Genomic DNA, 23,351 nt, shown 5'->3' on the forward strand with positions numbered 1-23,351 from the left:
AGATGACTGCTCTCATAATTATCGGTATTATTCTTCTCATCCTTCTATCCGCTCTTTTTATTCCCATCTATTTACATCTCTCTTTTGACAACACGCTGCATGCGACAGCCCAATTTCTATTCTTTCGCTTTAACCTAACAGATGAGGGTGAAGATGAGAATAAAGAGGATACGACAAAAACGTCCGAAGAAGAAAACAACAAAAAGCCACAACCTTCTCTACTTGACAAAGTGAAACTATTCTTTAAGCGAGAAGGTATTTCAGGTATCTTATCTTTTCTTTCTGAACTGACTAATCTGCTTGTTCATGCAGCCAAAAAAATCTTTTCCCATGTAAAAATCAAGCGCTTCCACTTGCAAATCTGCGTATCCGCTGATGATGCCCATGAAACCGCTTTGCTCTACGGTAAAACGGCGGCCGTTGTTACTGGGGCTTATGCCGCTCTCTTCAACGCAAAAAAATGTAAGCATAAGTCAGCTTCTGTCACTTGCGATTACACAGCAGAAGAAAGCGTCGGCAGTTTTTCTGCTTCTGTTTCAATTCGGGCCATCTTCTTGATTTTGGAAGCGGCCAGACTGCTTATCAAATCGCTGCCATTGATTCGCCGCTTTAATGGCAGCAGCAGAAAAAATAAACCTACAAAGAAAAAGACGATTCAATCTACCAATTGAACTTAGAAAGGTTTGTGATGATATGAGTAACCATCAAGTTAATGATTTATTAAACACCAGCATGGAAAAAATTAAAGGCATGGTTGATGCCAGTACCGTAATAGGAGACCCTATTACTACACCTGACGGCAAAACTACGATTATTCCTGTATCTAAAGTCAGTTATGGTTTTGCTGGCGGCGGTTCAGACTTACCCACAAAGAATCCCCAGCCTGAAGGACTCTTTCTTGGCGGCACCGGAGCGGGCATTACCGTTAGCCCTGTTGCGTTTTTAGCCATCACAGACGGTAATGTTAAGGTTTTGCAAGTTGAGCCGTATTTCAGCTCGCTAGACCGCGCCATTGAGAAAGTACCTGATTTGGTGGACAAACTTACTGCACTCATTAAAAAGCCAAAAGAAGATGAACAGCCTGAAAATTAAATTTTGCTGACTTTTTGTTTCGCATATTATCACTTACCCTCTTCATATATTGTTTTGGGTAGGTGATTTGATTGTATCGATTTAAAAAATGGATTAGCTTAATAGCTTTTTTTGTCTTTCTTATTTCTGTTTCGCTGACGGCTCATGCGGAGCAACCAGACACAGCTCTTGCAAAGCCTACTGTTTCAGCACAGGCGGCTTTACTTTTTGAGCCTACATCTGGTTCTGTACTGTTTGAACAAAGTGCCGATAAACAGCTTCCTATGGCGAGTACCACCAAAATCATGACGGCTTTACTGGCTGTGGAATATGCTGAAGCCAATCAAAACCCGATTGTGACGATTACAGAAGAGATGGTGGCCGTTGAGGGCTCCTCTATGGGTCTTCGTGCAGGGTATCAACTCTCTGTTCTTGATATTGCTGGAGGGATGATGATGTCTTCTGGCAATGACGCAGCCAATTCACTGGCTCTCTTTATCGGCAAGACCAAAGAGAACTTTGCCAATTTGATGAACGACCGCGCCGCCACTATCGGCATGAAGAATACCCATTTTGTCACCCCATCGGGGCTTGACGACGAACAGCATTATACAACTGCTTATGACATGGCTCTTTTAGGGGCAGAAGCGATGAACAATGCCACCTTTTTCAGTATTGTTTCCTCCTCTGCCCTAAAAGTAAACTTTGCTGAACCACAGCAAACAATTCGATATCAGAACCACAATAAGTTGCTAAAGATGTATGATAACTGTCTTGGCATTAAAACAGGGTATACCAAAAAATCAGGTCGCTGTTTAGTTTCTGCTGCTAAAAAAGACGGTGTCATGCTCATTGCGGTAACCTTGAATGCTCCTAATGATTGGAACGACCATAGTTCTCTGTTTGATTATGGCTTTTCACAAGTGGAGCCTGTCAGCTTTGATGAGACGACCTTTCGCACGCAAATTCCAGTTATCGGAGGAACCGATGAAATACTGTGGGTGTCAGGTGGTACTTTAGCTACTGCACTTCCCAAAGACAGCACATCTACTCTCAACAAAGTGATTTGCTTACCCAAATTTGTATATGCACCTGTTGAAGCAGGCGATCAAGTTGGGTCGATTGAATATTATAAAGGTGAACAGAAAGTGGCCAGTGTTCCTATCTTAGCCGATACTTCGGTTGCATATGCTGAAAAACAAACCTTGTGGCAAAAATGGTTTGGATAAGGCACCATGCATTCAATATAAGCCATAAGAGAAGCTCTACTTGCCCTATATTATAATTACACTTCAAAAATTTTGATGCAAATAATTAGGATTGAGAGTAATTGATAAATTCTCAATCAGGAAAATAAAACAAGAGGAATGGTCACAAAACATGGCAGAACAAATTAGACTGCAAAAAGTGCTTGCCGAATGCGGCGTAGCATCCAGAAGAAAATCAGAAGAACTTATTATTACGAAAAGAGTCAGGGTTAACGGCAAGCTTGCTGAAATTGGCGACAAGGTGACCAAAAAAGATGTGATTACGGTTGATGGCGAAGCGATTCAGGCGGTTAAAGAAAAAGTCTATCTTGCTTTGCACAAGCCCCGTGGCTTTGTCACAACAATGCAAGATGAAAAAGGCAGAAAATGTGTAGCATCGCTTGTAGAAAATTTACCAGGGCGAATTTATCCTGTGGGGCGGCTTGACAAGGATTCTGAAGGCTTGCTGCTGATGACCAACGATGGTGATTTTGCCAACAAAATCATGCACCCTGCTAACCATATACCCAAAACTTATCGTGTCACGGTACGCCCCTCTATCAATGAGGACCAGCTCAACAAAATTGCTACCGGTATTATGATTGATAATCAAATGACTTTGCCGGCAAAAGTTAAGGTTTTGCAGGAAGAACCCGGCCGTGTGGTGCTTGAAATCGTTCTGCACGAAGGACGTAACCGTGAAATTCGCAAAATGTGTGAAGCTATTGGTTTAGAAGTTGCTCGCTTAAAAAGAATTACTGTCGGCCCTGTACGGCTTGGCATGCTCCAACAAGGTAGCTATCGCGAACTTACCAAAGAAGAAATGCGAATTTTAGCGGCAGAAGTCAAAAAAGGAGAAAAGAACGCTGATGATAACCATTCTTCCCCTAAAAGACAAACAAAAGGCAGACGATATCCGAGCAAAAAACGACATTCCTAATTCTGCTATTCTTCTTGCCATGCAAGATAAAGAAGAGCTTTTAGGGTTTTCTGCTGTGGAGTTAGAACATTCTACTCTTATTATCTTAAAGCTAAATGCTTTAGAGTATGACTTCGTTCAAAAACCCAATCCAGAGCAAAGCTTTATCCTGGATTCTCTCATTCGTTCATCTGCTTCTTACGGAGAAAATTTTGGTGCTCAAGCTATACAGACAAGCTTTCCTGACTTTTTTGATTTTATGAAAGCACGCGGCTTTTCAGCCGATGAAACGCATACTTATACCGCTATCGGTACTCTTGTAAAATACAAATAATCCTCGGAGGAATATGCTATGGCCTATTCTGTAATACTGTTCGATTTAGATGAAACTCTTCTCGATTTTAACCACGATATTCATGAGGCCTTTTTTGCTATGTGCCATAACTTGAATCTAGCTATTAATGAAGAACTTTTTTCTTCCTATTATGCTATTAATAATGGCTGGTGGAAAAAATTTGAAAAGGGACTTTGCACAAAACCAGAACTCTATCTTGGTCGATTTGAAGAATGGGTTGCTAAGCACAATCTGACAGTTAATCCTGCTATTCTTTCGGAAGCTATCTTTTCTGAACTGGCCAAACAGGCTAAACTTTTTCCGGGTGCTTTCGAACTAGTTGAAAAACTTAGCAAAACACATACTATTTATTTTGCCACCAACGGCAATGTCACTTCTCAGCGTAAACGTCTTGCTATTAGTGGGCTTGACCGTTTCAGCACCCGAATATTCGTTTCCGAAGAAATGGATGCCGCTAAACCAGACAAGCGCTTCTTTGAATTTGCTTTTTCTTACATAAACGCTGACAAGCAAAACTGCATTTTAATCGGTGACTCTCTTTCTTCTGATATGGCTGGTGCAGCTAATTATGGTATTGACAGCATCTGGTATAACCCAAACAAACTAGAGAATCTTTTGTCTTTTTCCCCCACCTTTGAAGCAGCAACTTATGAAGAAATTTTAGCTATTCTTCTTTAAATTTTCTTTTATATATCAACTCAAATCCAATCTATCATTCTGCTAATCAGAATATAGATTGGATTTTAAAATAAAGAAATCACTTTTGCTTATTGACATTTCCCTCTTCGAGCAGTAGAATATAATATCATATTTTGCCTACAGATATGATAGGATATTCTATCTTGATAAACTGCTAGTACAGGATATATTTTCTTTTGTTAATAAACTTATTGGCAAAAGAAAGCCTGTTGGAAACAGTATGTAGGTGAAATACAAACCACCCAAAAACACTGGTCTAGGAAGGATGATATTGATATGAAGCAGAAAAGAGTCGCCGCTATCCATGATATCTCTTGTTTTGGAAAATGTTCTTTAACCGTTGCCTTACCTATCATTTCGGCAGCAGGCATAGAAGTTAGTGCTGTACCCACAGCCGTTCTCTCCACCCATACAGGAGGCTTTGAAGGTTATACTTACAGAGATTTGACCGATGATATTCTGCCAATTGCCAATCACTGGCAGTCATTAGATATTCATTTTGATTCTATTTACACCGGTTTTCTTGGTTCTTTTGAACAAATTAATATTGTCAGCGAAGTCTTCGATAAATTCAAGACAAAAGACAACTTGATTGTGGTTGATCCGGTTATGGCTGATAATGGCGTTCTTTATTCTCTTTTTTCTGAAAAATTTCCTTCTGCGATGAAAAAGCTTTGTGAAAAAGCAGATGTCATTGTCCCTAATATCACAGAAGCTTGCCTTTTATTAGAAGAGCCTTACAATGCGGGACCTTACACCAAAGAATATATTGAAGCTCTTTTGCGCCGACTTGCCGCTCTTGGGCCTCAAAAAGTTATTCTCACCGGCGTCTATTTTGATGAATTGCAGCTAGGAGCCGCCAGCTATGACGCTGAACTCGATAAATTTGATTATGCATTTTCAGACCGAGTTGCCGGCTATTTTCATGGTACAGGTGATGTTTTCGGCAGCGCACTCGTCGGTGCTATCTTGAATGGACATGAACTTGCTGATTCTATTCGTATCGCTGTTGATTATACGGCACAAAGCATTCGACGCACCAAAGAAGCGGGAACCGACATCCGCTTTGGTGTCAACTTTGAGGCCGGTCTGCCTGACTACATCAAGCAATTGCATTTATCCTAATTTTAAAATCCAAATCAAATAAAAAAGCGCCTATCTTGCAAGAAATAATTTGCAAGATAGGTGCTTTTTTATTTGATTTAGTATTGCTTAAATATTGCTGCAATTATAATACTGCCACAGTCAATAGCTGAAAGAGCTTTTCTTCAAAACGCTTATCTTGGTCGCTTGTTCTCTTGGAAAGTCCCTTTAATTTGCCACCTGCGTTTCGGATTTTTCTAGCCGTGTGCCGAGCAAGCAGCAAAGCATCAATATTATCCGCCGTATATTCCATGCCGTCTTGATTGATTACGATGGCTCTTCTTGACAGACACATGGCCGCCAATCCATAGTCTTGTGTTATTACAATATCACCTGTTGACACTCGGTTTACCAACGCAAAATCTACACTATCTGCTCCCTTTGAAAAAGTTAGGGTAGTGGCTCCTTTCTTTTCAAACACGTGTGAAGTGTCACATAAAATTAGACACTCTGTCTTATATCTCCCTGCAACTTCCACGGTAATGTCTACCACAGGACATCCGTCAGCATCAATTAATATTTTCATCTCTCTCCCTTTACTCTTGCCATTTACTAGGGCTTGTTTCTACAATCAGCTTTTATGGGAGACTGATTTCAGAAACAAGCCCTAGCGATTAATTCATTATGTTTTTTTAAAAGGCCATAACAATTCCTTTATTGTCGGCATACATCGAGCTTACGCCCCCCGTTGGCACAACATGAATATTCTTAAAATTGAACTGGCGGCGTATTTGGGCCGCAAGCTTTTTGGCAAGGTCTTCATTATTGCAATGCGAAATTACCAGCGTTTCACCCGTCGTTTCTTTTTGACTATTTTTAATTAAGGATAGCAACTTTTGAAGAATTTGGTTTTCTCCTCTTGCTTTGTCATATAGACGAATTTTTCCATTTCCGTCTGATCCCATAACCAAGCGTAGCCCTAACAAACTCACCAATGTACCCGCTATTTTGCCTAAACGCCCATTTTTTTGCAGATTATCATAGTTCTCAAGAACAAAATAAGTTTTCATCTTATCGATAAATTCATTTGTCTTTTCGATAATTTCATCTTTTTTAAAGTCTTTTTGGATATATTCTTTTAGTTTAATCGCCACAAGAGTTTCACCTGCAGAAGCACTCTTAGAATCAAAAACATGGATATCTTGATTACTAGATTCTTTGGTATAGGATTTAGCTGCTTCTGCACTGGCATAAGAACCTGATAATTCTTTTGATATGGTAATGGCAAAAGAATTGGAATCATCTGCACTATAAGCATCTGCATAACTTCCAGGTGAGGGAGCCGCCGAAGCTACTTTATGTGTATATTCGCTCATTTGCTGCATAAAATCAGGCAAATCAAGCTTTTCGTCGTCTACAAATTCTTTTTCTCCTAGTCTCAAAGTAAGCGGAATCGCTATTGCACCTAATTTTTCTTTTAGTTTCTTTGTTAAATCACAGCAGCTATCCACGATAATTTTATAATTCATAAAATTCTCCTTTTCTATATTTTCCTTTTATGCAATAAGTAACCTAATGGGAAACAGTGATTTGAAATCAATCTTTTTCTATTATCTTCCACTACTGTCATAATACTCATTGTCTCTTCCAAAAAAAGAAGGATGTTAATTTATTATATCGGCATTAAGCGTTTATTTCAACACTTAAAATATGAACGCTTTCTTTTTTGTAAGGTTTTTAAACCAATTATTGAAACAATACCTGTAATTTAATGAATGTCATGAATAATTGTTAGTACACCAGCCAATTATAAGACAATATATTAATTATATAGTGATAGCTATCAGGAGAATCCGACGAAAGGATCATCAAAATGCGGTTTATTTCTCAAATTATACATGTAATAAAGAAAAAACAAGAAAAAGAAATAGAAACAGAAGAAAGAGCAGTTGACACCCATAAAAATCCAAACATTCTCTCAAAATCTTTGAGCAGAAATATCCAATCTGTGCAATCCGTGCTTGTCAATAGTGCTGACCTTGTTCTTCGAGAATTTAGTTTTGGAAAACACCAAGATACAGAAATCAAAGCTGCTTTATTTTTTATAGACGGCATGGTAAACATGCAGATGATTAATGACGGCATTATTAAGCCTCTTATGCATGACAGCCAGTCTTCTCATAAAAAGGGCGTATCTGATATCGCCAGCTTAGAAGAAGTGAAAGAAAAGCTATTGGTCTCTGGCGAAGCTAAAGCTGTTCAGACTTTTAATGATATTGCCTTGGGATGTATATCAGGGAACGCCATCTTACTGGCGGAAGGTTTTGATAAAGGTTTAGAAATCAGCGTGAAAGGTTGGCAGCAAAGAGCTGTAACTGAGCCCACAAGCGAAACCTCTGTTCGTGGACCCAGAGAAGGTTTTACAGAAAACATACGAACAAACACTTCTATGATTCGCAGAAAAATCAAAGACCCTTCTCTCAAAATTAAGGCCTCTACTATTGGTAAACGAACACAAACACTAGTGAATCTGATTTATATTGAAGGGCTTGCCAACCCAGATTTAGTGCATGAAGTTGAATCTCGAATGAGCCAAATTGACATTGATGCCGTATTAGCCACGAGCTACCTAGAACCTTATATTGAAGATGCTCCTGTCAGTGTCTTCCCCACCATTTGGTTTAGTGAAAAACCTGATGCTGTGGCAGGGAAACTATTAGAAGGGCGCGTTGCCATTGCTGTTGACGGGGCGCCTTTTGTAATGTCTATGCCCATGCTATTTATTGAAAACTTTCAAAGTGCTGAGGATTATATCAAGCGAAGCCCGTATTCAACGGCCATGCGAATTCTTCGTTTAATCGCCTTCATGATTAGTGTGTTTATGCCTGCTTTATACATCGCTCTCAGCACTTATCAGCAGGAATTAATTCCGACAACGCTACTTTTTACCATGGCAGCATCTAGCGAAGGTGTTCCTTTTCCTGTTGTGGTAGAAATGGCGCTGATGATGATGATTTTTGAAATCTTGCAAGAAGCCGGTATTCGTATGCCTCGACCTGTTGGTCAAACCATCAGTATTGTTGGTGCTTTAGTTATGGGTGAAGCTGCCGTCCGAGCAGGTTTAGTGGGTGCTCCTGTTGTGATTGTTATTGCCATCACCGCGGTTTCTAGCTTTGCCGTTCCTTTTGCAGCAGACGCTGTTTCACTCACAAGGTGGTTTTTGCTGATTATGGCAAGCGTAATGGGAACTTACGGCATTACTTTAGGTGGATTTATCTTGCTCGTCCATCTTGTTTCCATTCGTTCCTTTGGTTCTCCCTATCTTGCCCCTTTGGCACCTTTCCAAAATGCAGGAATAAAAGATAGTTTTGTGCGAGTGCCTTTAGATGACATGACAAAACGTCCACAATCACTAAAACCACAAGACGTTGTCAGGCAGGCTTCTCCCCCTTCAAAATAATTTTTGTTACTCATCATTTAGCAAAGGAGAATCTAAACTTGAAAAAGCTAGCTTGTTCCTATCGTATCAAGCGTTTTTACCAAACAGGAACGAAGAATCGATATATGAAACTATTTTTACTTTCTTTCTCACTTGTTTTATGCCTTTCTTCCTGTTGGAGCCAACGCGATATCTCTTCTTTATCTATTGTTATCGGCACAGCATTGGATGCAACTGATAATCCAGAAGAGCTTTCTTTGACTGCGCAAGTGGTGAAACCTACCGAAATTGGTTCTAATTCCGGTGGTGAAAGCAGCTCTGGTGGCGGGCAAGCTTATGTCAATATTACGCAATCGGCTAATAGTATGCTTCCCTCTGTACGAGCTATGACACACTCGCAAAGCCGCAAACTTTATTTTGCACACAATGAAATTCTTATTTTCAGCGATGAACTTGCCAAAACTAATATACTCGACCCTATGGACCCCTTTACTCGTGATTATGAGACACGTATGGATGTTCAAATGATGATTTCAAGAGGTAAAGCTGCCGAGATATTAGACCAAAACAATGAACTAGAAAAACTACCTGCACTTTACATTTCCGGTATGATTAAGAATCAAAAATATAATTCTGAGACGGTTATTGTCACTCTTCGTGATTTTCTTATTGCCACTTTAAGTGAATCAGCTGCTCCCATAGCACCTATAATAGAAATTTTTGAAGAAGACGATGGAAATAAATTGCTCAGGCTCGACGGTACTGCTGTTTTTCAAGATGGAAAGATGATAGGCGAACTTGACCAAAAAGAAACAAAGGGATTACTATTTGTGCTAAACCAATCCAGCGCCGGTGTGAATACGCTTGAAACTCCCGCTGGGCAAGTTGTTTTAGAAACATTGTCTACAAAAACCAAATTAGTTCCTGTATTGGCTGAAGATGGCAACATACGAATGAAAGTCCAAATTAAAGAAAATGTTATCTTGCAAAGCAATGAAACCAGAGAAGATATGACTACCTTAGAAAACATAAAAATGTTAGAAGAACTATTGGCTGAAACAACTCGTGCCAGTATTGATGCCGCTGTAAAAAAAGCACATCTGCTTTCTGCTGATATTTTTAAATTTGGCGAAGCAATTTATATCAAATATCCAAAAATATGGAAAGAAATGAAAGACCAGTGGGATGTGAAATTCTCTGAAGTTGGTGTGGATGTTGAAATTGACACGCATGTACATGCTTCAGGAGGATTAACCAAACCTATTCTTCCTGGAGGTTACTCATGAAATTAGAAAGAGATAGTATTTCTCCTAATCAATTTATGTTTTCAATTATTTGCTTTATGCATGCCATTGTCTTGCGCTCTGGGTTCATTATTAGCATTACCCGTCAAGATTCTTGGATTATGTCTATTACGGGCTTTATATTCTCCCTATTACCCTTGGGTGTTTATGTTGCTCTGATGAAAAATTACCCTAATAAAAATTTGATTGAAATTAACCAAGCTGTTTTCGGAAAAATTGTCGGAAACTTGATTTCTTTGTTTTATCTATTCTTTTTTTTATCTCTTGCCGCACTCAATACCCATGATTTGGGGCATTTTGTTCTTAGCTATATGCTCCCTGAAACCCCTGTAGCTATCATTGTCCTATTTTTTTTAGGCGCCTGTTTTTACTCTTTGAAAAAAGGGGTAAAAAACATCATGCATTTATCCACACTCATTGCTTTTGTCACTTTAATTGCTATGATTATAAATTCGGTTTTAATTGCCAAAGACACTCATTTTGAATTTATTTTTCCGCTGTTGCAATTAGAACCTGAAAAATATGTGCAAGGTACAGTTTCTATCGGGGCTGTAGTAATGGGAGAAGTATTAGTTTTCACCATGCTTACACCCATGTTAAAAAACGGTAAAAAAGTCGGCAAATCTCTTTTCTTTGGCATGCTTATCTCCACTTTTTCTTCTGTTGTGGTTATGATTCGCAACATTCTTACTTTAGGACCTTTGGTTACTGTTGTAACCCTTCCTACTTTTGAATCTATCCGCAATGTTAGCCTTGCAGATATTTTTACTCGTTTAGAAAGTATTTATGCCATTCTCCTTGTGATTTTGTTTGTTGTTAGGGTAAGTATTTTAATCTATGTTTCTGTTCTGGCTATGACTCAGATTTTTTCCAAAGAATCTCCCATTGTACCTGAACTCGCTTATGAAAACTCACCCCGAGAAAAAAAGAAACACCAAAATCAGCCACCTTTTTTACTACTGACTACCGCATTGACCTTTTTTTATTCTCTGATTGTTTTTGAATCTCCTATCGAAAATAGCCATTGGGGTGCTACGGTTGCGCCTTTCTTTTCCTTAACTTTTGAACTCTTATTGCCTGCTATAACATTGGTAGCGGCTATTTTCAGAAAGATTGTCAGCAAGAAAAAAGAGGTAAACGCATGAACCTGTTTATCATTTTAGCTGTTTTTACAGGAATTGCTGCCTACGACCTTCCTCCTGTCATAAAGAATAAACAATGGCGCAATCTAGCTCTTTATATTGTTTTCTTTTTATTCATTCTACTAATCGGCATACTCATGTCTCTGGATGTCACTATCCCAAGTCCTATCAAAGCGATACAAAATTTCTATCAAAATGTTTTGCATCTCGCTTTCAAAGTTTCTTAATTATCTGGTTTTCCAAAAGACAGAATAGATTTGCTTATGGGCATCTCTATTCTGTCTTTTTAGGGATAATGCCAAAATTCTAATGCTTATTTATTTTCACTTTATTTTTTTCTGCAAATACAGTATAATAGACCATAAATTCTTTTGATGATGGCAAAACAAAAGTGCAGTAGCTCCTTTTTATAGGTGGCTAACTGCACTTTCTGTAAAAATTGTTTATTCTTAAATATATTGTGAGGTGTTCCTATTGGAAAAAGAAAAGTTAAAAAGATTAATTGATGTATCAGCCGGAAGAGTGCCGGCCGACACAGTCATAAAAAATTGTAAGATTGTTGATGTCTATAACGCTACGATTATAGAAGGCGATATTGCTATTTATGATGATCTCATTGCTGGCATCGGAGAGTATAACGGCACCAAAGAATGGGACGCCCAAGGCAAATATGCTTCTCCGGGATTAATTGACAGCCATGTCCATATAGAATCTTCCTATGTCAGCCCTGAAGAATTTGGACGTATGGTAATTCCTCATGGTACAACTACCATTATTGCCGACGCGCATGAAATTGCAAATGTGCATGGAATTACGGGATTGGAATATATGATTGATGCCGGCAAAAAAACCAAGCTTGCTATCAAGTGGATGTTGCCCTCTTGTGTACCGGCCACACCATTTGAGCATGCCGGTGCTGTGATTGATGCCAAAGCAATGAACGCTCCTCTTTCCAGCGGGAACTTTCTTGGTCTCGGTGAATTTATGGATTTTCCCGGTGTTATTCACGCTGATGATGCCGTCGTGGACAAGCTCATCGCTGCCAAAAATCATGGCATCCCTATAGACGGCCACTCTCCTGCCATTGTTAAAAACGACTTAAACGCTTATGTTGCTGCCGGCATTCACACTGACCATGAATGTTCCGCCAAAGAAGAAATGCTCAGTAAAATTGCTCGAGGTATGTATGCCCTTATGCGAGAAGGCTCAGCGTGCCACGACTTACGAAAGCTGCTAAAGGGAGTTACCTCTGCCAATAGCCGACGCTGTTTGCTTTGTACAGATGATTGTCAACCTAAAACAATTATGGAATTAGGGCATTTAGAAAATCATCTTAGAATTTGTGTAGAAGAAGGATTATCGGGTATCACTGCTATTCAAATGGCTAGTCTAAACGCTGCTGAATGCTATGGACTTGCCGATCGAGGTGCCATTGCTCCCGGGCTACGTGCTGATATCGTCTTATTTGACGACTTACAGCAATTTCATACCCAACAAGTTTGGATTGCCGGAAAACTTACTGCTGAAAACGGTGCTTATTTGCCCTCTTTTGAGCGTCATTCTATTTCATCGGTGCAAGGAGCTCTGCATATCGGTGATTTTAGCAAAGAAAAATTGGCACTCACCATTCATGCTGAAAAAGCTCATGCCATTGAAATTCTTTCTGGCGGCGTGGTCACTCGAAAAAAAATAGTCGACGTACACCGCAACGAACAAGATGAATTTGTTTATCAGCCGGAGCAAGATTTGGTCAAGATAGTTGTCATCGAACGTCATCATGATACCGGTTATGCTTCTGCGGGCTTACTGAGTGGATATGGTATTAAACACGGGGCAATTGCCATCTCAATTGCCCATGATTCACACAATGTCATTACTACGGGTGTAAATGACGAGGATATGGCTTTTGCTGTAGAGCAGCTTGCGCTGCAAGAGGGTGGTGTTATTCTCGTAAAAGACGGCAAAATTCTGGAAAGTATGCCTCTGCCCATTGCCGGACTAATGAGCAACCAAAGTGGTGAATGGGTTGACCGCAAATTGCAGGCCATTCATGAAGCTGCTCATCGTGTACTGGGCGTGAATCGAGATGTTGAACCCATTATGACACTTTGTTTCATGTCTTTGCCTGTTATCCCTGAACTTAAATTGACTGACAGCGGTCTTTTTGATGTTACTCAATTCAAGTTCATTCCGATTGAAGCTGATTGAATCTGAAATTGCCATAGTAATGATCTGTTTTTTGCCTATTTCATAAAGCTAAATGAATATTGTTATAAATTCAACTGATAATCCCACAATCTTTTTACTTTTTGCTGCACTTATGCTATACTAATATTTTAGTTCATTTTAACCGAGGAGGAATTATATGGTCAACCTAATCACTTGGCTAAACAACAACATTATTTGGGGAATTCCCATGCTTGTGCTCATGCTTGGCACCGGCATCCTATTAACAGTTCGTACCAAAGGCGTTATTTTCACACGCTTTGGCACTGTTATGGGCAACACACTTAAAACCATTTTCAAACCCCAACAAGACGATTCTGAAGGCACGATTACCCCTTTTCAGGCAGTTTGCACCGCATTGGCAGCGACTGTTGGAACAGGTAATATCGTTGGAATTGCCCTTGCCATTAGTGTCGGCGGTCCGGGCGCTATTTTTTGGATGTGGGTCTGTGCTATTTTGGGAATGGTTACCAAATTCTGTGAAACCACTTTGGCTGTTGCCTATCGTGAGAAAAACGAACAAGGACAATTTGTCGGAGGCCCCATGTACTACATAAGCAAAGGTCTAGGATGGAAAAAATCTGCGGTTGCTTTTTGTATCTTTGCCGTTATCGCTTCTTTTGGTGTTGGTAATATGGTGCAGGCAAATGCGGTTTCAGGCGGTTTAGAATCAGCTTTTTCAATCCCAACTTTTGTGACGGGCATCGTTTTGGCACTACTGGTCGCTTTGGTGATTATCGGCGGAATTCAGCGCATTTCAGCGATTGCTGAAAGACTGGTTCCGTTTATGGCCATTATGTATATTCTTGCCGCTGTTGTCGTGCTGGTCATCAATGCAGAGAAAATCCCTGCTGCCTTTGGCATGATTTTTAAAGATGCTTTTACCGGAACAGCAGCGATAGGAGGCTTTGCCGGTTCTACCATGATGTATGCTGCTCGTATCGGCGTTGCTCGTGGCGTGTTCACCAATGAGGCTGGTTTGGGCAGTGCTCCCATTGCGCATGCTTGTGCCAAAACTGATCATCCAGCCCGACAAGGCTGCTGGGGCGCTTTCGAAGTGTTTTTTGACACCATTGTTATGTGCACCGTCACTGCACTTGTCATTCTCACTAGTGGTCTATGGACCAACAGCGACATGAACAGCTCTGCCATGTCTTTAGCCGCTTTCGGCAATGCTATTCCTGGCGGTGAATATGTTGTTTCTATCGGGCTTGTCCTCTTTGCCTTTGCTACTATCATTGCTTGGTATTACTATGCAGAAAAAGCACTTGAATATATTGCTGGGAAGAAAGCCGTACGAATCTATCAAGCTGTATTTGTTCTTTTGGTATTTGTGGGCTGCGTATCTGAAATCAAATTAGTTTGGGAACTGGCTGATTTGTTCAACGGGCTTATGGCAATTCCAAACTTAATTGCTTTAGTTGCCCTTAGTGCTACCATTGTTAAACTCACTAAAGATTTCTTTGATGACCCCAAAACCATTCGTCCAAACACAACTTCTTTTCATTCATTTCTAAAATTTAAGAAATCAAGTAAAAAAAAATAAGCTTTTTTGCTTTATTATAGCCATAACAAAGAACCTGCTTTCTATAAGCAGGTTCTTTTAGTTTAACCCAATTCCTAAAGACAGTTGAGAAAGATGTGTTAGGCCATGAACAAATCCTTTTTTACGACTAAATAAATCATTAGATAAACACTGAGTGCAAGTAAAGAAAAATTATTACGGCTTTGCAGCAGCATTATAAAACCAAACACCAACATCGGAAAGAGGAATAAAAGTGATATTACGAAGGTGATTTTTCGTGCTTTCTCTGCCCCACACTGTAATGAGAAGAAAGCTCTCAGTGCCAATCCTCCGTCCAATGGCTCGATAGGGAGCAGATGCACGATTCCTAGCGCAAAACTGATAAATGCCCATTCCTGCTGCTGAAATAGAAGCGAAATCCCCCCTATCAATAAATTCATGAGTGGCCCTGCCAGCGATATCTTGATGTTATCTTTATAGGCAAGATTGCTGCCAAACGGAAGCTGAATGCGCAAACCCAAACCTGACACCACAATCAAACTTGGTGCTTTTTTTAGATGAAACATCATGCCCAAGTGGGCAAATTCATGAAGCAAAACAGATATCATCAAAAAGACACCATGTTTAATCCCGGCAAATAAACTCAAAAAAGCAAGCAATACAAAAATCGAAAAATGGATTTTAACTCTGCAATGACGTATATGTAATTCAAACATTAAATTTTCTCCAAAACCTGATTATTATTTTCAGGAACGGAACTTTCAGGAGTGGATTCGGGTTTTGATTCATTTTTTTCAAATGCCGGCAGCTCTATTTCTTGACTGGCTTCCGTTTGATACCACTCTACCACCTGTGTATATCGCCCTGTATCAAAAAACTTAAAATAAAGAAGGGTAAGCACAATAAAGGCGCAGGCAGTGATTTGCATAATCGGCACAAAGCTATATTTTTTTTCAGTGTCTTCCTCATCTTCATCCCAACCGTCGTATTTTTCCTCAAGGCTTTCTTCTGATTCTTCACCAAAAGAATCAATTTCAGCCAAATCGTCTTTGTTTAACATTATAAAATGATACAAATCAGACCACTGCAGCCTTCATTGATTACCCTTTCTAAAGTTTCACGAACTTTATCACGCGCGCTGTCTGGCATTCTGTAAAGCTTATTGTGCATGCCTTCATTAACCAATGAATGAAGCGACTTGCCAAAGATATTAGAATCCCAAATTTCAGTTGGATTCTCTTCAAACTCTTTCAGCAAGTACATCACCAGTTCTTCTGACTGCTGCTCAGAGCCCACAATAGGCGCAATTTCTGTGTTAATTTCAGTTCGCATCATATGAATAGACGGTGCTGTTGCTTTTAGACGAATACCGTACTTACCATTTTGCTTGATGATCTCTGGCTCCTCTAAGGATAGTTCTTCTGTTTCCGGCAGGACAATGCCATATCCGGTATTCATTACATCTTCATAAGCCTGTTCAAGCTTTTGGAATTTCTTCTTTACTGCTGCCATTTCAATCAACTTTTCAAGTATTTCAGACTCGCTGGCAATCTCAAGGTTCGTCTGCTCACTCAAAATTTTGTAGAACAGGTTATGGTCTACCCCTACATCGGCTATGCTTTTACCATTGCCTAAGTTAATATTTTCTACTGCGATGCTTTTGATATAATCACATTTTTTGAGTGACTCAAGCATTGGTTTAACTTCTCTCATCTTGGTGATGTCATAAGAACTCCTGACACTTTCCAGAACAGAAGAGAACAGCCAATGAGAACTATCCAAAGAAGTTACCCAACCGGGCAATTTGAGCTCAACTTCTCGAACGGGGAATTCATAGAGAAGATTACCAATAATACCTTTTACATCTTCTTCGCTAACATCAAGGCAGTTAATGGGAATAACCGGAACCTCGTATTTTTGAGAAAGATTGTTTGCCAATGCCTTTGCTTCTTTGGTTCCTGGTTCAACGCAGTTTAAGAGCATGACATAAGGCCGCCCTGTGGCATCCAGCTCTTTGGTGACTCTCTCTTCCGCTTCTTCATATTCTTCACGCGGAATTTCGCTGATACTGCCGTCTGTTGTGATGACCAATCCAATAGTCGAATGCTCTGTAATGACTTTTTTTGTACCAATTTCGGCCGCCATATCAAAAGGAATATCTTCTTCAAACCACGGTGTTTTTACCATGCGAGGCTGGTCTTCTTCAATATAGCCAAGCGAACTTGGGACAATATAGCCTACACAGTCAATCATGCGAACTTTAAATTCAGCTTCGCCGTCCAGTTTTACTGAAACAGCATTTTCCGGGATAAACTTTGGCTCTGTCGTCATAATGGTTCTCCCAGAGGAAGACTGCGGCAGTTCGTCAATCGCTCTATCACGCTGAGAACCATCCGGAATGTTTGGAATCACGACTGTATCCATAAATTTCTTGATAAAGGTTGATTTTCCGCTTCTAACAGGCCCTACTACACCAATGTAAATTTCGCCGTTGGTTCGTTTTTCTATGTCTTTATAGACGTTAAATTCTTCCATAAATTTCTTTCCTTTCACACTTTTAATGGCGTCGTGCCTAGCGATTACAAATAATGATAGGGCCTGATTTATTTACCTTCTCGTCACTGATGTTATTCTGGGCACGAATATCAGAAATCAAGGCACGATGTTCTTTGGCAATATCCCAAAGCTCTTCACCCTCATAGGCATAATATACAAGAAGTTTTGAATCCGCTGCAGGTAGCTCTGCTTCTTCATCAATTTCAGCAGAAACAAGCTGTTTGCTGGCAAATCGAGAATATAACAGTGAATTAACGGCTGTTTCAACGGCTACTTCTACCGTGCTTTTATCAAGAATACGATATTCCCATATTTCTGTACGAGATTTGCTGTCGCTTTTCTTGATTCGTTCATCACTCAAATCAGAATTATGGTTGAAATCAAATCCTTTTTCAGTGTACATAATTCGGTCTTGTGTATTGGCATAAAGCATACAAATATTATATTTGACACGATGATTCATCTTGCCCTTATCGCAGTAAGAATTTGTTTCAGCGGCTTCTGTCCAAATATCAATAATCTTTTGAATTTCTTCTCCGCTAACGGTTAAGAGACATTTGTTTTTCAGCGTTTCTTCATTCGTGCCGTAAATTTGCATAAAGTTGTTCTGCGCATAATGAAGCTCAGCCGGACGATTGACAGAATAAGCATCGTCAATGACATCTACCTCGTAAGGCTTATACACAAAACCGACCACAAACAAGCGGGCAAATACATCCACCCCAGTATTTTCTCCTACTGTGTCTTCTTTAGGTTGGATACTGCTTTCTCCGCAAATAATATTTACGTCACAAATACAGTTTTCATCAGCACCCGTGCAATCAATCATCTGATCAAAATCAATGCTTGCCGTCATTTTTTCAGCTGTTACACCGTCCACAAAGCTGTTATAGAGGAATGATAAATCTACGGCACCGCTGACATTCAATCTGTCATCTTTGGCTTCAACATCCATTAGGCGAACCGCAATATCGCGGCGCAAAATGTTTTCAATGGGTGGCTTACCACTCTTTAACGGCACGAAATCTTCAAAAGTAAATTGATGACCTACTGCATTAACTGCTTTAGAGGCATTGAGAGTCTGTGTTCTTTTCTCAATGTTTTCGTCATTGACCTCAACAGTGATAAAATCTTTTTTCTGCACAACAGCCAGAACATTTAATCCCAACGTAATATGTAAGTCGACTTTTCTGGCACTGACTGCTCGACAAGTCATATGCTGCACAGTAGGTCTAACACACGCAACCGCGCGTTCGCTGGTACTTTTACTTGGAATTGTGGCGCTAAAAGGTTTTGCAAAGTCACAGCATTTGATTCCTTCACCACGAGAATCCAAATACATAATTCGGATATCGCAGATTCCGTCACAAGTAATGCTTTCGTTTCCTACCACATAGGATGAGATTTCTGGCACTGCTCTGCACTTCAAAATTCGCTGCACATCTGCACAATAGTCTGGAAGATTGTAATCGGTATCAAGCGGGACTTCAAAGTTGCCATCAAAAATGGGTTCAAAGTAATCATAAGGCTCGGTCTTAGTTTTGGCCTGCATATAGAATCCTCTCCTTTTTAGTTCTTACCAATATGTATGCACCAAATTGGAAAGTATTCAAAAAAATGCTGCCAGAATTAATTTCTGGCAGCATTTTTGCTGTAGTATGCAATCAATCTATTTTAACCCAAAGTACCTTACTGCTGAACAATCACTTTGGTTACCTTGGTTTCCCTATGATTCTAGCTTTTTATCAACATCGGGAATTATGTTTTATAGCGTTTATTCAGTGACTTTTTTGATACCAAAAACTTTTCTAAGAACAACCCCTACAAACCCTTTTGTCTTATCAACTATAACTACCTTCATACGAATCACCTATGTCCTTTCTAATTGTGTCAAAAAACAGATTAACAACTAGCAGACACTATTGCTCATCAAACCGAAACCTAATGCAACAAGGATAATTCCGGCAATAAAAAGCGTTAGTCCTGTGGGGCAAAAAGCTGAAATTGTCATGCCCAGACCAAAGCAAATCGTGCACATATATCTGGTTCTGCGATTTTGAAAACATGATAAATTAAACTTATTTCTCCCCATATTGCAACCCGTCTTTCTCTCACTATGTTTTGCTTTATTATATACACAGGTGAGAAAAAATGTTACTCTTCATAAAGCATAACAATTGCAGTTCCATTATGTACCACAATTTTTGCGGTATCCTCTACAATCCGATTGCTCACGCCCATAAGTGTGCCGCCGCAAGAAAGAGTTTGTCCTGTTAATGGGTATTTCACGCCATAATAAGTTACATTACAGGTAGCGCCCGCAAAGGGAAAAACAGAAAGAGTAGAACCTTTTGAATCTGTAATCGTCAGCCTACTATTTTTCAAAACAATGATTTTTGTTTTTTCGTCTGCCAAAATTCCTTTTGCCCCGCAGTTGGTAATATATTTTAGCACCTCAAGACTGGCAAAAGAATGGTCAAACCGAGCACCGCCAAGACAACCAATTAAAACAAAATCATTAAATCCGGCTCCCAAAGCTTTCATCACAGCATACATTGTATCGGTGACATCCTTGTCGACAGGAAGAGTGATTTTTCGCACCGAATCGGGCACAGCAATCTTAAGGGAATCAAAGTCCCCCACAACCAAATCTGGCTCAATATCAAATTTTTGGGCGGTTGCATAACCACCGTCAGCACAGATTACAAAATAATCGTCGGGGTTAAATTCCCGAAAAATTTTGGCACTGCGAAACGGCACGGCACCGATTACCATACACTTTTTGTTTACCATGGTTTATTGTCCTTTATCTCTTGATAGATAACTTTATAGCTTTGATGTCTTGAAACGCTAATGTTACCTTCCTCCACTGCTTGCAAAATGGTGCAGCCTTTCTCGCAGGTATGAGAGCAAGAAGTAAACTTGCATTGTCCAAAATATTCTTCAAATTCTCGAAACCCGTGAAAGAGCTCGTCCAAACTAGTCATATCATATTTTGCCACATCAAATGTCGAAAAGCCAGGAGTATCTGCCACATAGCTGTTTTCTTCAATTTTATACAACTCAACCTGCCGTGTTGTATGCCGGCCTCGACCCAGTTTACGGCTAATTTCGCCGGTTTCTAAATAAAAAGCTGGAAAAAGTGCGTTTAACAGTGTCGATTTTCCCACTCCAGAGTTTCCGGTTAGAGCAGATATTTTTCCTTTTAATCGCTCATGAATTTCATTCAAACCCTGGTTTTCTAAAGCAGACACAACAAGACAAGGCACTCCTGCCTTGTCATAAATCTTTTTCAGTTCAGTTAATTTATCTTCACCCTCACACAAATCATTTTTTGTGATGACAATGATAGGTTCAATTTGATTCATTTCAGCAGCTGCTATGGTCTTATCGATCATTAGCGTATCTGGTGACGGGTCGACCAAAGACACAATAATAAATAGATTATCAATATTGGCAACTGCCGGTCTAACCAATGAATTTTTCCTAGGCAGAATCTCATCGATTACGCCCGTTTGGTCTTCTTCGGTTAAAATTTTTACATGGTCACCGGCGCAAGGAGAAATACCCGTTTTTCGAAATTTCCCTCTGACAGAGCATTCATAAATACCCTCTACTGTCTCTATATAATAAAAACCACCAATACCTTTTAAAATCAATCCTTCTATCATAGGCTGAACCATGCTCTCTTTTTATCCATTTATTCCTGTTCCCCCATGACCTGCGGTATCACCCTGATTGCCTGAGCCTTGAGATGACTGTGAAGGAGTCTCTGTAGGTGTCGGCACAAAGCTATATGTGTCAACTGTTTCTACTGTCATTGTATCATAATGAAAATTTAATTCCATATACGTCTGATCATTTAGTCTGACAGAAATTCGGTCAATTGTCCCTGATTTTCCTGTGAAGTTCAAGGTGTACTGGCCTTTCATGGCAAGATTTACGCCGCTCTCTTCTGTTTGTAATGTACCATTTTGATACACTCTCAATGTGACGTCTTCATCAACATTAGGGAGCCCAATTGAATAGCTAATTTGTTTTGGTTTTCCTTTACCCGAGCTAATTACCAAGTCAACTTTTGAACCTTCAGTGATAGATTGACCAGATTCAGGGCTTACGCTGATAACAATACCTTCATCTGCTTCGCTAGCATCATCCATGGTTCTTTCACCAACAGTTAGTTCTGCGCTCTCTATTGCAGCTACGGCTTGATCAACTGTCATGCCCACTAAATCTGCTGGAACAGGAACCTGTCTTTGTGATTTCCCTTTACTGACGTAAAGTATAACCGTTGAGCCTGGCGAAACATTCGAATGAAGTACAGGCTCTGTACGGATAACATAACCCTCTTCAATATTATCATCTGGTATACTCTGAATTTTCGTTTTTAGCCCTAAATCGACAAGCTGATTAATTGCATCTGTTTGCTCAGCACCTGTCAAATCAGGAACTGTAACCGGTTGTTCTTCCCCTTTATTGATCGTCAAAGTGACTTCTCTGCCTTTTTTTACGGTCATCCCACTAGGCGGATCTTGCTTTAGCACTACACCTGCCTCTTTATCCGGATTATTACCTGATTCAAGCTTGAAGGTGTAATTGCTATAAAGGGTATTTCCGCTGATTTCTGTCTCATAGTTTTTATTGACAAAATCGGGTAGTACCAGCGTGTCATCTTCTTTTTGCTCCATTTGTCTAAAGGTCTGAATTGCATAATTAATGCCAAATGCAGCTCCTGCCAGCAAAATAGCCGCGAGAATCCCCACGATAATCATACTGCCATTTCTGCGGCGTTTTGATTTCACTAACTCTTCTTCATATTCATAATGATCATCATAGTCAGGTGTCGTTGCCCCTACTGTGGCATAATCGCTAACATTAGGCTCAGGTTTACGATTATAATCAGCAGGCATTTGCAATGTTTCGTAACGAAACACAATTTGAGGATTTAAGCGGAATTTTTCAATATCCTCAAGCATTTCACGGCAAGAAGTAAATCGATTGGCTGCATTCTTTTCCATTGCATGCATAACAATCTGTTCTAATCCGACAGGGATAGACGGGTTAATTTCACGAGGAGAAACAGGTTTTGCCTGCAACTGCATCAAAGCGACAGAAACAGCACTGTCTGCCACAAAAGGCAATTTCCCTGTCAGCATTTCGTACATCATGACACCTGTTGAATATATATCTGCACGGTCAGTGATATAACCACCCTGCGCTTGTTCAGGAGAAATATAGTGTACAGAGCCTATCGCTACATCTGTAGTCATCGTCTGCGTTTCGCTTTGCAAGAAACGAGCAATGCCAAAATCAGTCACTTTAATCGTTCCGTTACTCATAAGAATAACGTTTTGAGGTTTTATATCTCGATGAATAATCCCTTTCTCATGCGCACATTCGAGTGCTGTGAGAATTTGATTCATGAAATGAATAGCCTCTTGCCAGCGTATGGTACCCTGTTGTTCAATATATTGCTTTAGCGTAATACCATCTAAATATTCCATGACAATATATTGGATTTTATCTCCAAAGCTAACATCAAATATTTTAACTATATTATCACAAGATAAAAGAGCAATGGCTTTTGATTCATTACGAAAACGACGCAAAAAATCGCTATTACTCGAAAATTCTTCTTTTAAAATTTTGATGGCGACCCAGCGGTCATCCAGTTTATCATAAGCCAAATAGACAAAGGCCATTCCGCCTACACCCACTAGTTCATGAATTTCATATCGTCCGTCAAGACGTTTTCCTATATATTTATCCTGCATTTACTTTCTAC

At 39.8% G+C, this 23,351-nt stretch carries 22 protein-coding genes; 13 read left to right on the top strand and 9 right to left on the bottom strand.

Going from position 1 to position 23,351, the window contains the following annotated elements; all coding sequences use genetic code 11:
• The first annotated feature begins 2 nt into the window (after positions 1 to 2).
• From CS931_RS03195 to CS931_RS03225, 7 genes are all read left to right on the top strand, one after another.
• Complete coding sequence (locus CS931_RS03195; RefSeq protein ID WP_099204303.1) at positions 3 to 671, top strand: hypothetical protein; 669 nt, start codon at positions 3 to 5, stop codon at positions 669 to 671.
• A gap of 22 nt (positions 672 to 693) precedes the next feature.
• Entirely contained in the window at positions 694 to 1,092 is a 399-nt protein-coding gene (ytfJ, locus tag CS931_RS03200; RefSeq protein WP_099204304.1) for a GerW family sporulation protein, read from the top strand.
• A gap of 71 nt (positions 1,093 to 1,163) precedes the next feature.
• Entirely contained in the window at positions 1,164 to 2,300 is a 1,137-nt protein-coding gene (locus tag CS931_RS03205) for a D-alanyl-D-alanine carboxypeptidase family protein (RefSeq protein ID WP_099204305.1), read from the top strand.
• Positions 2,301 to 2,451: 151 nt separating this feature from the next.
• Complete coding sequence (locus tag CS931_RS03210; protein ID WP_099204306.1) at positions 2,452 to 3,258, top strand: pseudouridine synthase; 807 nt, start codon at positions 2,452 to 2,454, stop codon at positions 3,256 to 3,258.
• Complete coding sequence (locus CS931_RS03215; protein WP_099204307.1) at positions 3,188 to 3,571, top strand: hypothetical protein; 384 nt, start codon at positions 3,188 to 3,190, stop codon at positions 3,569 to 3,571. Before CS931_RS03210 ends, CS931_RS03215 begins: the two co-directional genes overlap by 71 nt.
• A gap of 18 nt (positions 3,572 to 3,589) precedes the next feature.
• Entirely contained in the window at positions 3,590 to 4,270 is a 681-nt protein-coding gene (locus tag CS931_RS03220) for a YjjG family noncanonical pyrimidine nucleotidase (RefSeq protein WP_099204308.1), read from the top strand.
• A 297-nt stretch (positions 4,271 to 4,567) separates the two neighbouring features.
• Positions 4,568 to 5,416 (top strand): pyridoxamine kinase, encoded by an 849-nt coding sequence (locus CS931_RS03225; protein WP_099204309.1) that lies wholly within the window; start codon positions 4,568 to 4,570, stop codon positions 5,414 to 5,416.
• A gap of 103 nt (positions 5,417 to 5,519) precedes the next feature.
• On the opposite strand, the gene CS931_RS03230 is transcribed toward CS931_RS03225, so the two are convergent.
• Complete coding sequence (locus CS931_RS03230) at positions 5,520 to 5,960, bottom strand: YaiI/YqxD family protein (RefSeq protein WP_099204310.1); 441 nt, start codon at positions 5,958 to 5,960, stop codon at positions 5,520 to 5,522.
• 106 nt (positions 5,961 to 6,066) lie between these two features.
• The gene (locus tag CS931_RS03235) at positions 6,067 to 6,903 is read right to left on the bottom strand and encodes a DegV family protein (RefSeq protein WP_099204311.1); all 837 of its coding nucleotides are present in this window, start codon (positions 6,901 to 6,903) and stop codon (positions 6,067 to 6,069) included.
• A 344-nt stretch (positions 6,904 to 7,247) separates the two neighbouring features.
• On the opposite strand from CS931_RS03235, the gene CS931_RS03240 reads away from it, so the two are divergent.
• The 6 genes from CS931_RS03240 (at position 7,248) to CS931_RS03265 (ending at position 15,031) form a co-directional block, all read left to right on the top strand.
• Positions 7,248 to 8,834 carry a spore germination protein gene (locus tag CS931_RS03240; RefSeq protein ID WP_099204312.1) on the top strand — a complete coding sequence of 529 codons (1,587 nt, stop codon included), beginning with the start codon at positions 7,248 to 7,250 and terminating at the stop codon, positions 8,832 to 8,834.
• A gap of 38 nt (positions 8,835 to 8,872) precedes the next feature.
• Positions 8,873 to 10,099, top strand: a complete 1,227-nt coding sequence (locus CS931_RS03245) for a Ger(x)C family spore germination protein (RefSeq protein ID WP_099204313.1) — start codon at positions 8,873 to 8,875, stop codon at positions 10,097 to 10,099.
• A complete protein-coding gene (locus tag CS931_RS03250) occupies positions 10,096 to 11,262 on the top strand; it encodes a GerAB/ArcD/ProY family transporter (protein WP_099204314.1) in 1,167 nt (388 codons plus the stop codon). The genes CS931_RS03245 and CS931_RS03250 overlap by 4 nt, the downstream gene beginning before the upstream one ends.
• Entirely contained in the window at positions 11,259 to 11,486 is a 228-nt protein-coding gene (locus CS931_RS03255) for a hypothetical protein (RefSeq protein ID WP_099204315.1), read from the top strand. Before CS931_RS03250 ends, CS931_RS03255 begins: the two co-directional genes overlap by 4 nt.
• A 238-nt stretch (positions 11,487 to 11,724) precedes the next feature.
• Complete coding sequence (ade, locus tag CS931_RS03260) at positions 11,725 to 13,467, top strand: adenine deaminase (RefSeq protein WP_370738176.1); 1,743 nt, start codon at positions 11,725 to 11,727, stop codon at positions 13,465 to 13,467.
• Between the two features lie 157 nt (positions 13,468 to 13,624).
• The gene (locus tag CS931_RS03265; protein WP_099204317.1) at positions 13,625 to 15,031 is read left to right on the top strand and encodes an alanine/glycine:cation symporter family protein; all 1,407 of its coding nucleotides are present in this window, start codon (positions 13,625 to 13,627) and stop codon (positions 15,029 to 15,031) included.
• A gap of 98 nt (positions 15,032 to 15,129) precedes the next feature.
• On the opposite strand, the gene CS931_RS03270 is transcribed toward CS931_RS03265, so the two are convergent.
• From CS931_RS03270 to pknB, 7 genes are all read right to left on the bottom strand, one after another.
• The gene (locus tag CS931_RS03270; RefSeq protein WP_099204318.1) at positions 15,130 to 15,726 is read right to left on the bottom strand and encodes a zinc metalloprotease; all 597 of its coding nucleotides are present in this window, start codon (positions 15,724 to 15,726) and stop codon (positions 15,130 to 15,132) included.
• Complete coding sequence (locus CS931_RS03275; protein ID WP_143826223.1) at positions 15,726 to 16,085, bottom strand: hypothetical protein; 360 nt, start codon at positions 16,083 to 16,085, stop codon at positions 15,726 to 15,728. The genes CS931_RS03270 and CS931_RS03275 overlap by 1 nt, the downstream gene beginning before the upstream one ends.
• Positions 16,070 to 17,545, bottom strand: coding sequence for a stage IV sporulation protein A (gene spoIVA / locus CS931_RS03280; protein WP_099204320.1), 1,476 nt, complete (start codon positions 17,543 to 17,545; stop codon positions 16,070 to 16,072). The genes CS931_RS03275 and spoIVA overlap by 16 nt, the downstream gene beginning before the upstream one ends.
• Before the next feature lie 37 nt (positions 17,546 to 17,582).
• Complete coding sequence (locus CS931_RS03285) at positions 17,583 to 19,118, bottom strand: DUF3794 domain-containing protein (protein ID WP_099204321.1); 1,536 nt, start codon at positions 19,116 to 19,118, stop codon at positions 17,583 to 17,585.
• A gap of 602 nt (positions 19,119 to 19,720) precedes the next feature.
• On the bottom strand, positions 19,721 to 20,359 hold the full coding sequence (locus tag CS931_RS03295; protein WP_099204323.1) for a thiamine diphosphokinase: 639 nt from the start codon (positions 20,357 to 20,359) through the stop codon (positions 19,721 to 19,723).
• The gene (rsgA, locus tag CS931_RS03300) at positions 20,353 to 21,237 is read right to left on the bottom strand and encodes a ribosome small subunit-dependent GTPase A (RefSeq protein WP_200814930.1); all 885 of its coding nucleotides are present in this window, start codon (positions 21,235 to 21,237) and stop codon (positions 20,353 to 20,355) included. Before rsgA ends, CS931_RS03295 begins: the two co-directional genes overlap by 7 nt.
• Before the next feature lie 21 nt (positions 21,238 to 21,258).
• Positions 21,259 to 23,340: a Stk1 family PASTA domain-containing Ser/Thr kinase gene (gene pknB / locus CS931_RS03305; protein ID WP_099204324.1), complete on the bottom strand. Its 2,082-nt coding sequence runs from the start codon at positions 23,338 to 23,340 to the stop codon at positions 21,259 to 21,261.
• Positions 23,341 to 23,351 lie beyond the last annotated feature (11 nt).

The organism is Scatolibacter rhodanostii, assembly GCF_900197595.1.
GTDB classification, from domain to species: domain Bacteria; phylum Bacillota; class Clostridia; order Oscillospirales; family Acutalibacteraceae; genus Scatolibacter; species Scatolibacter rhodanostii.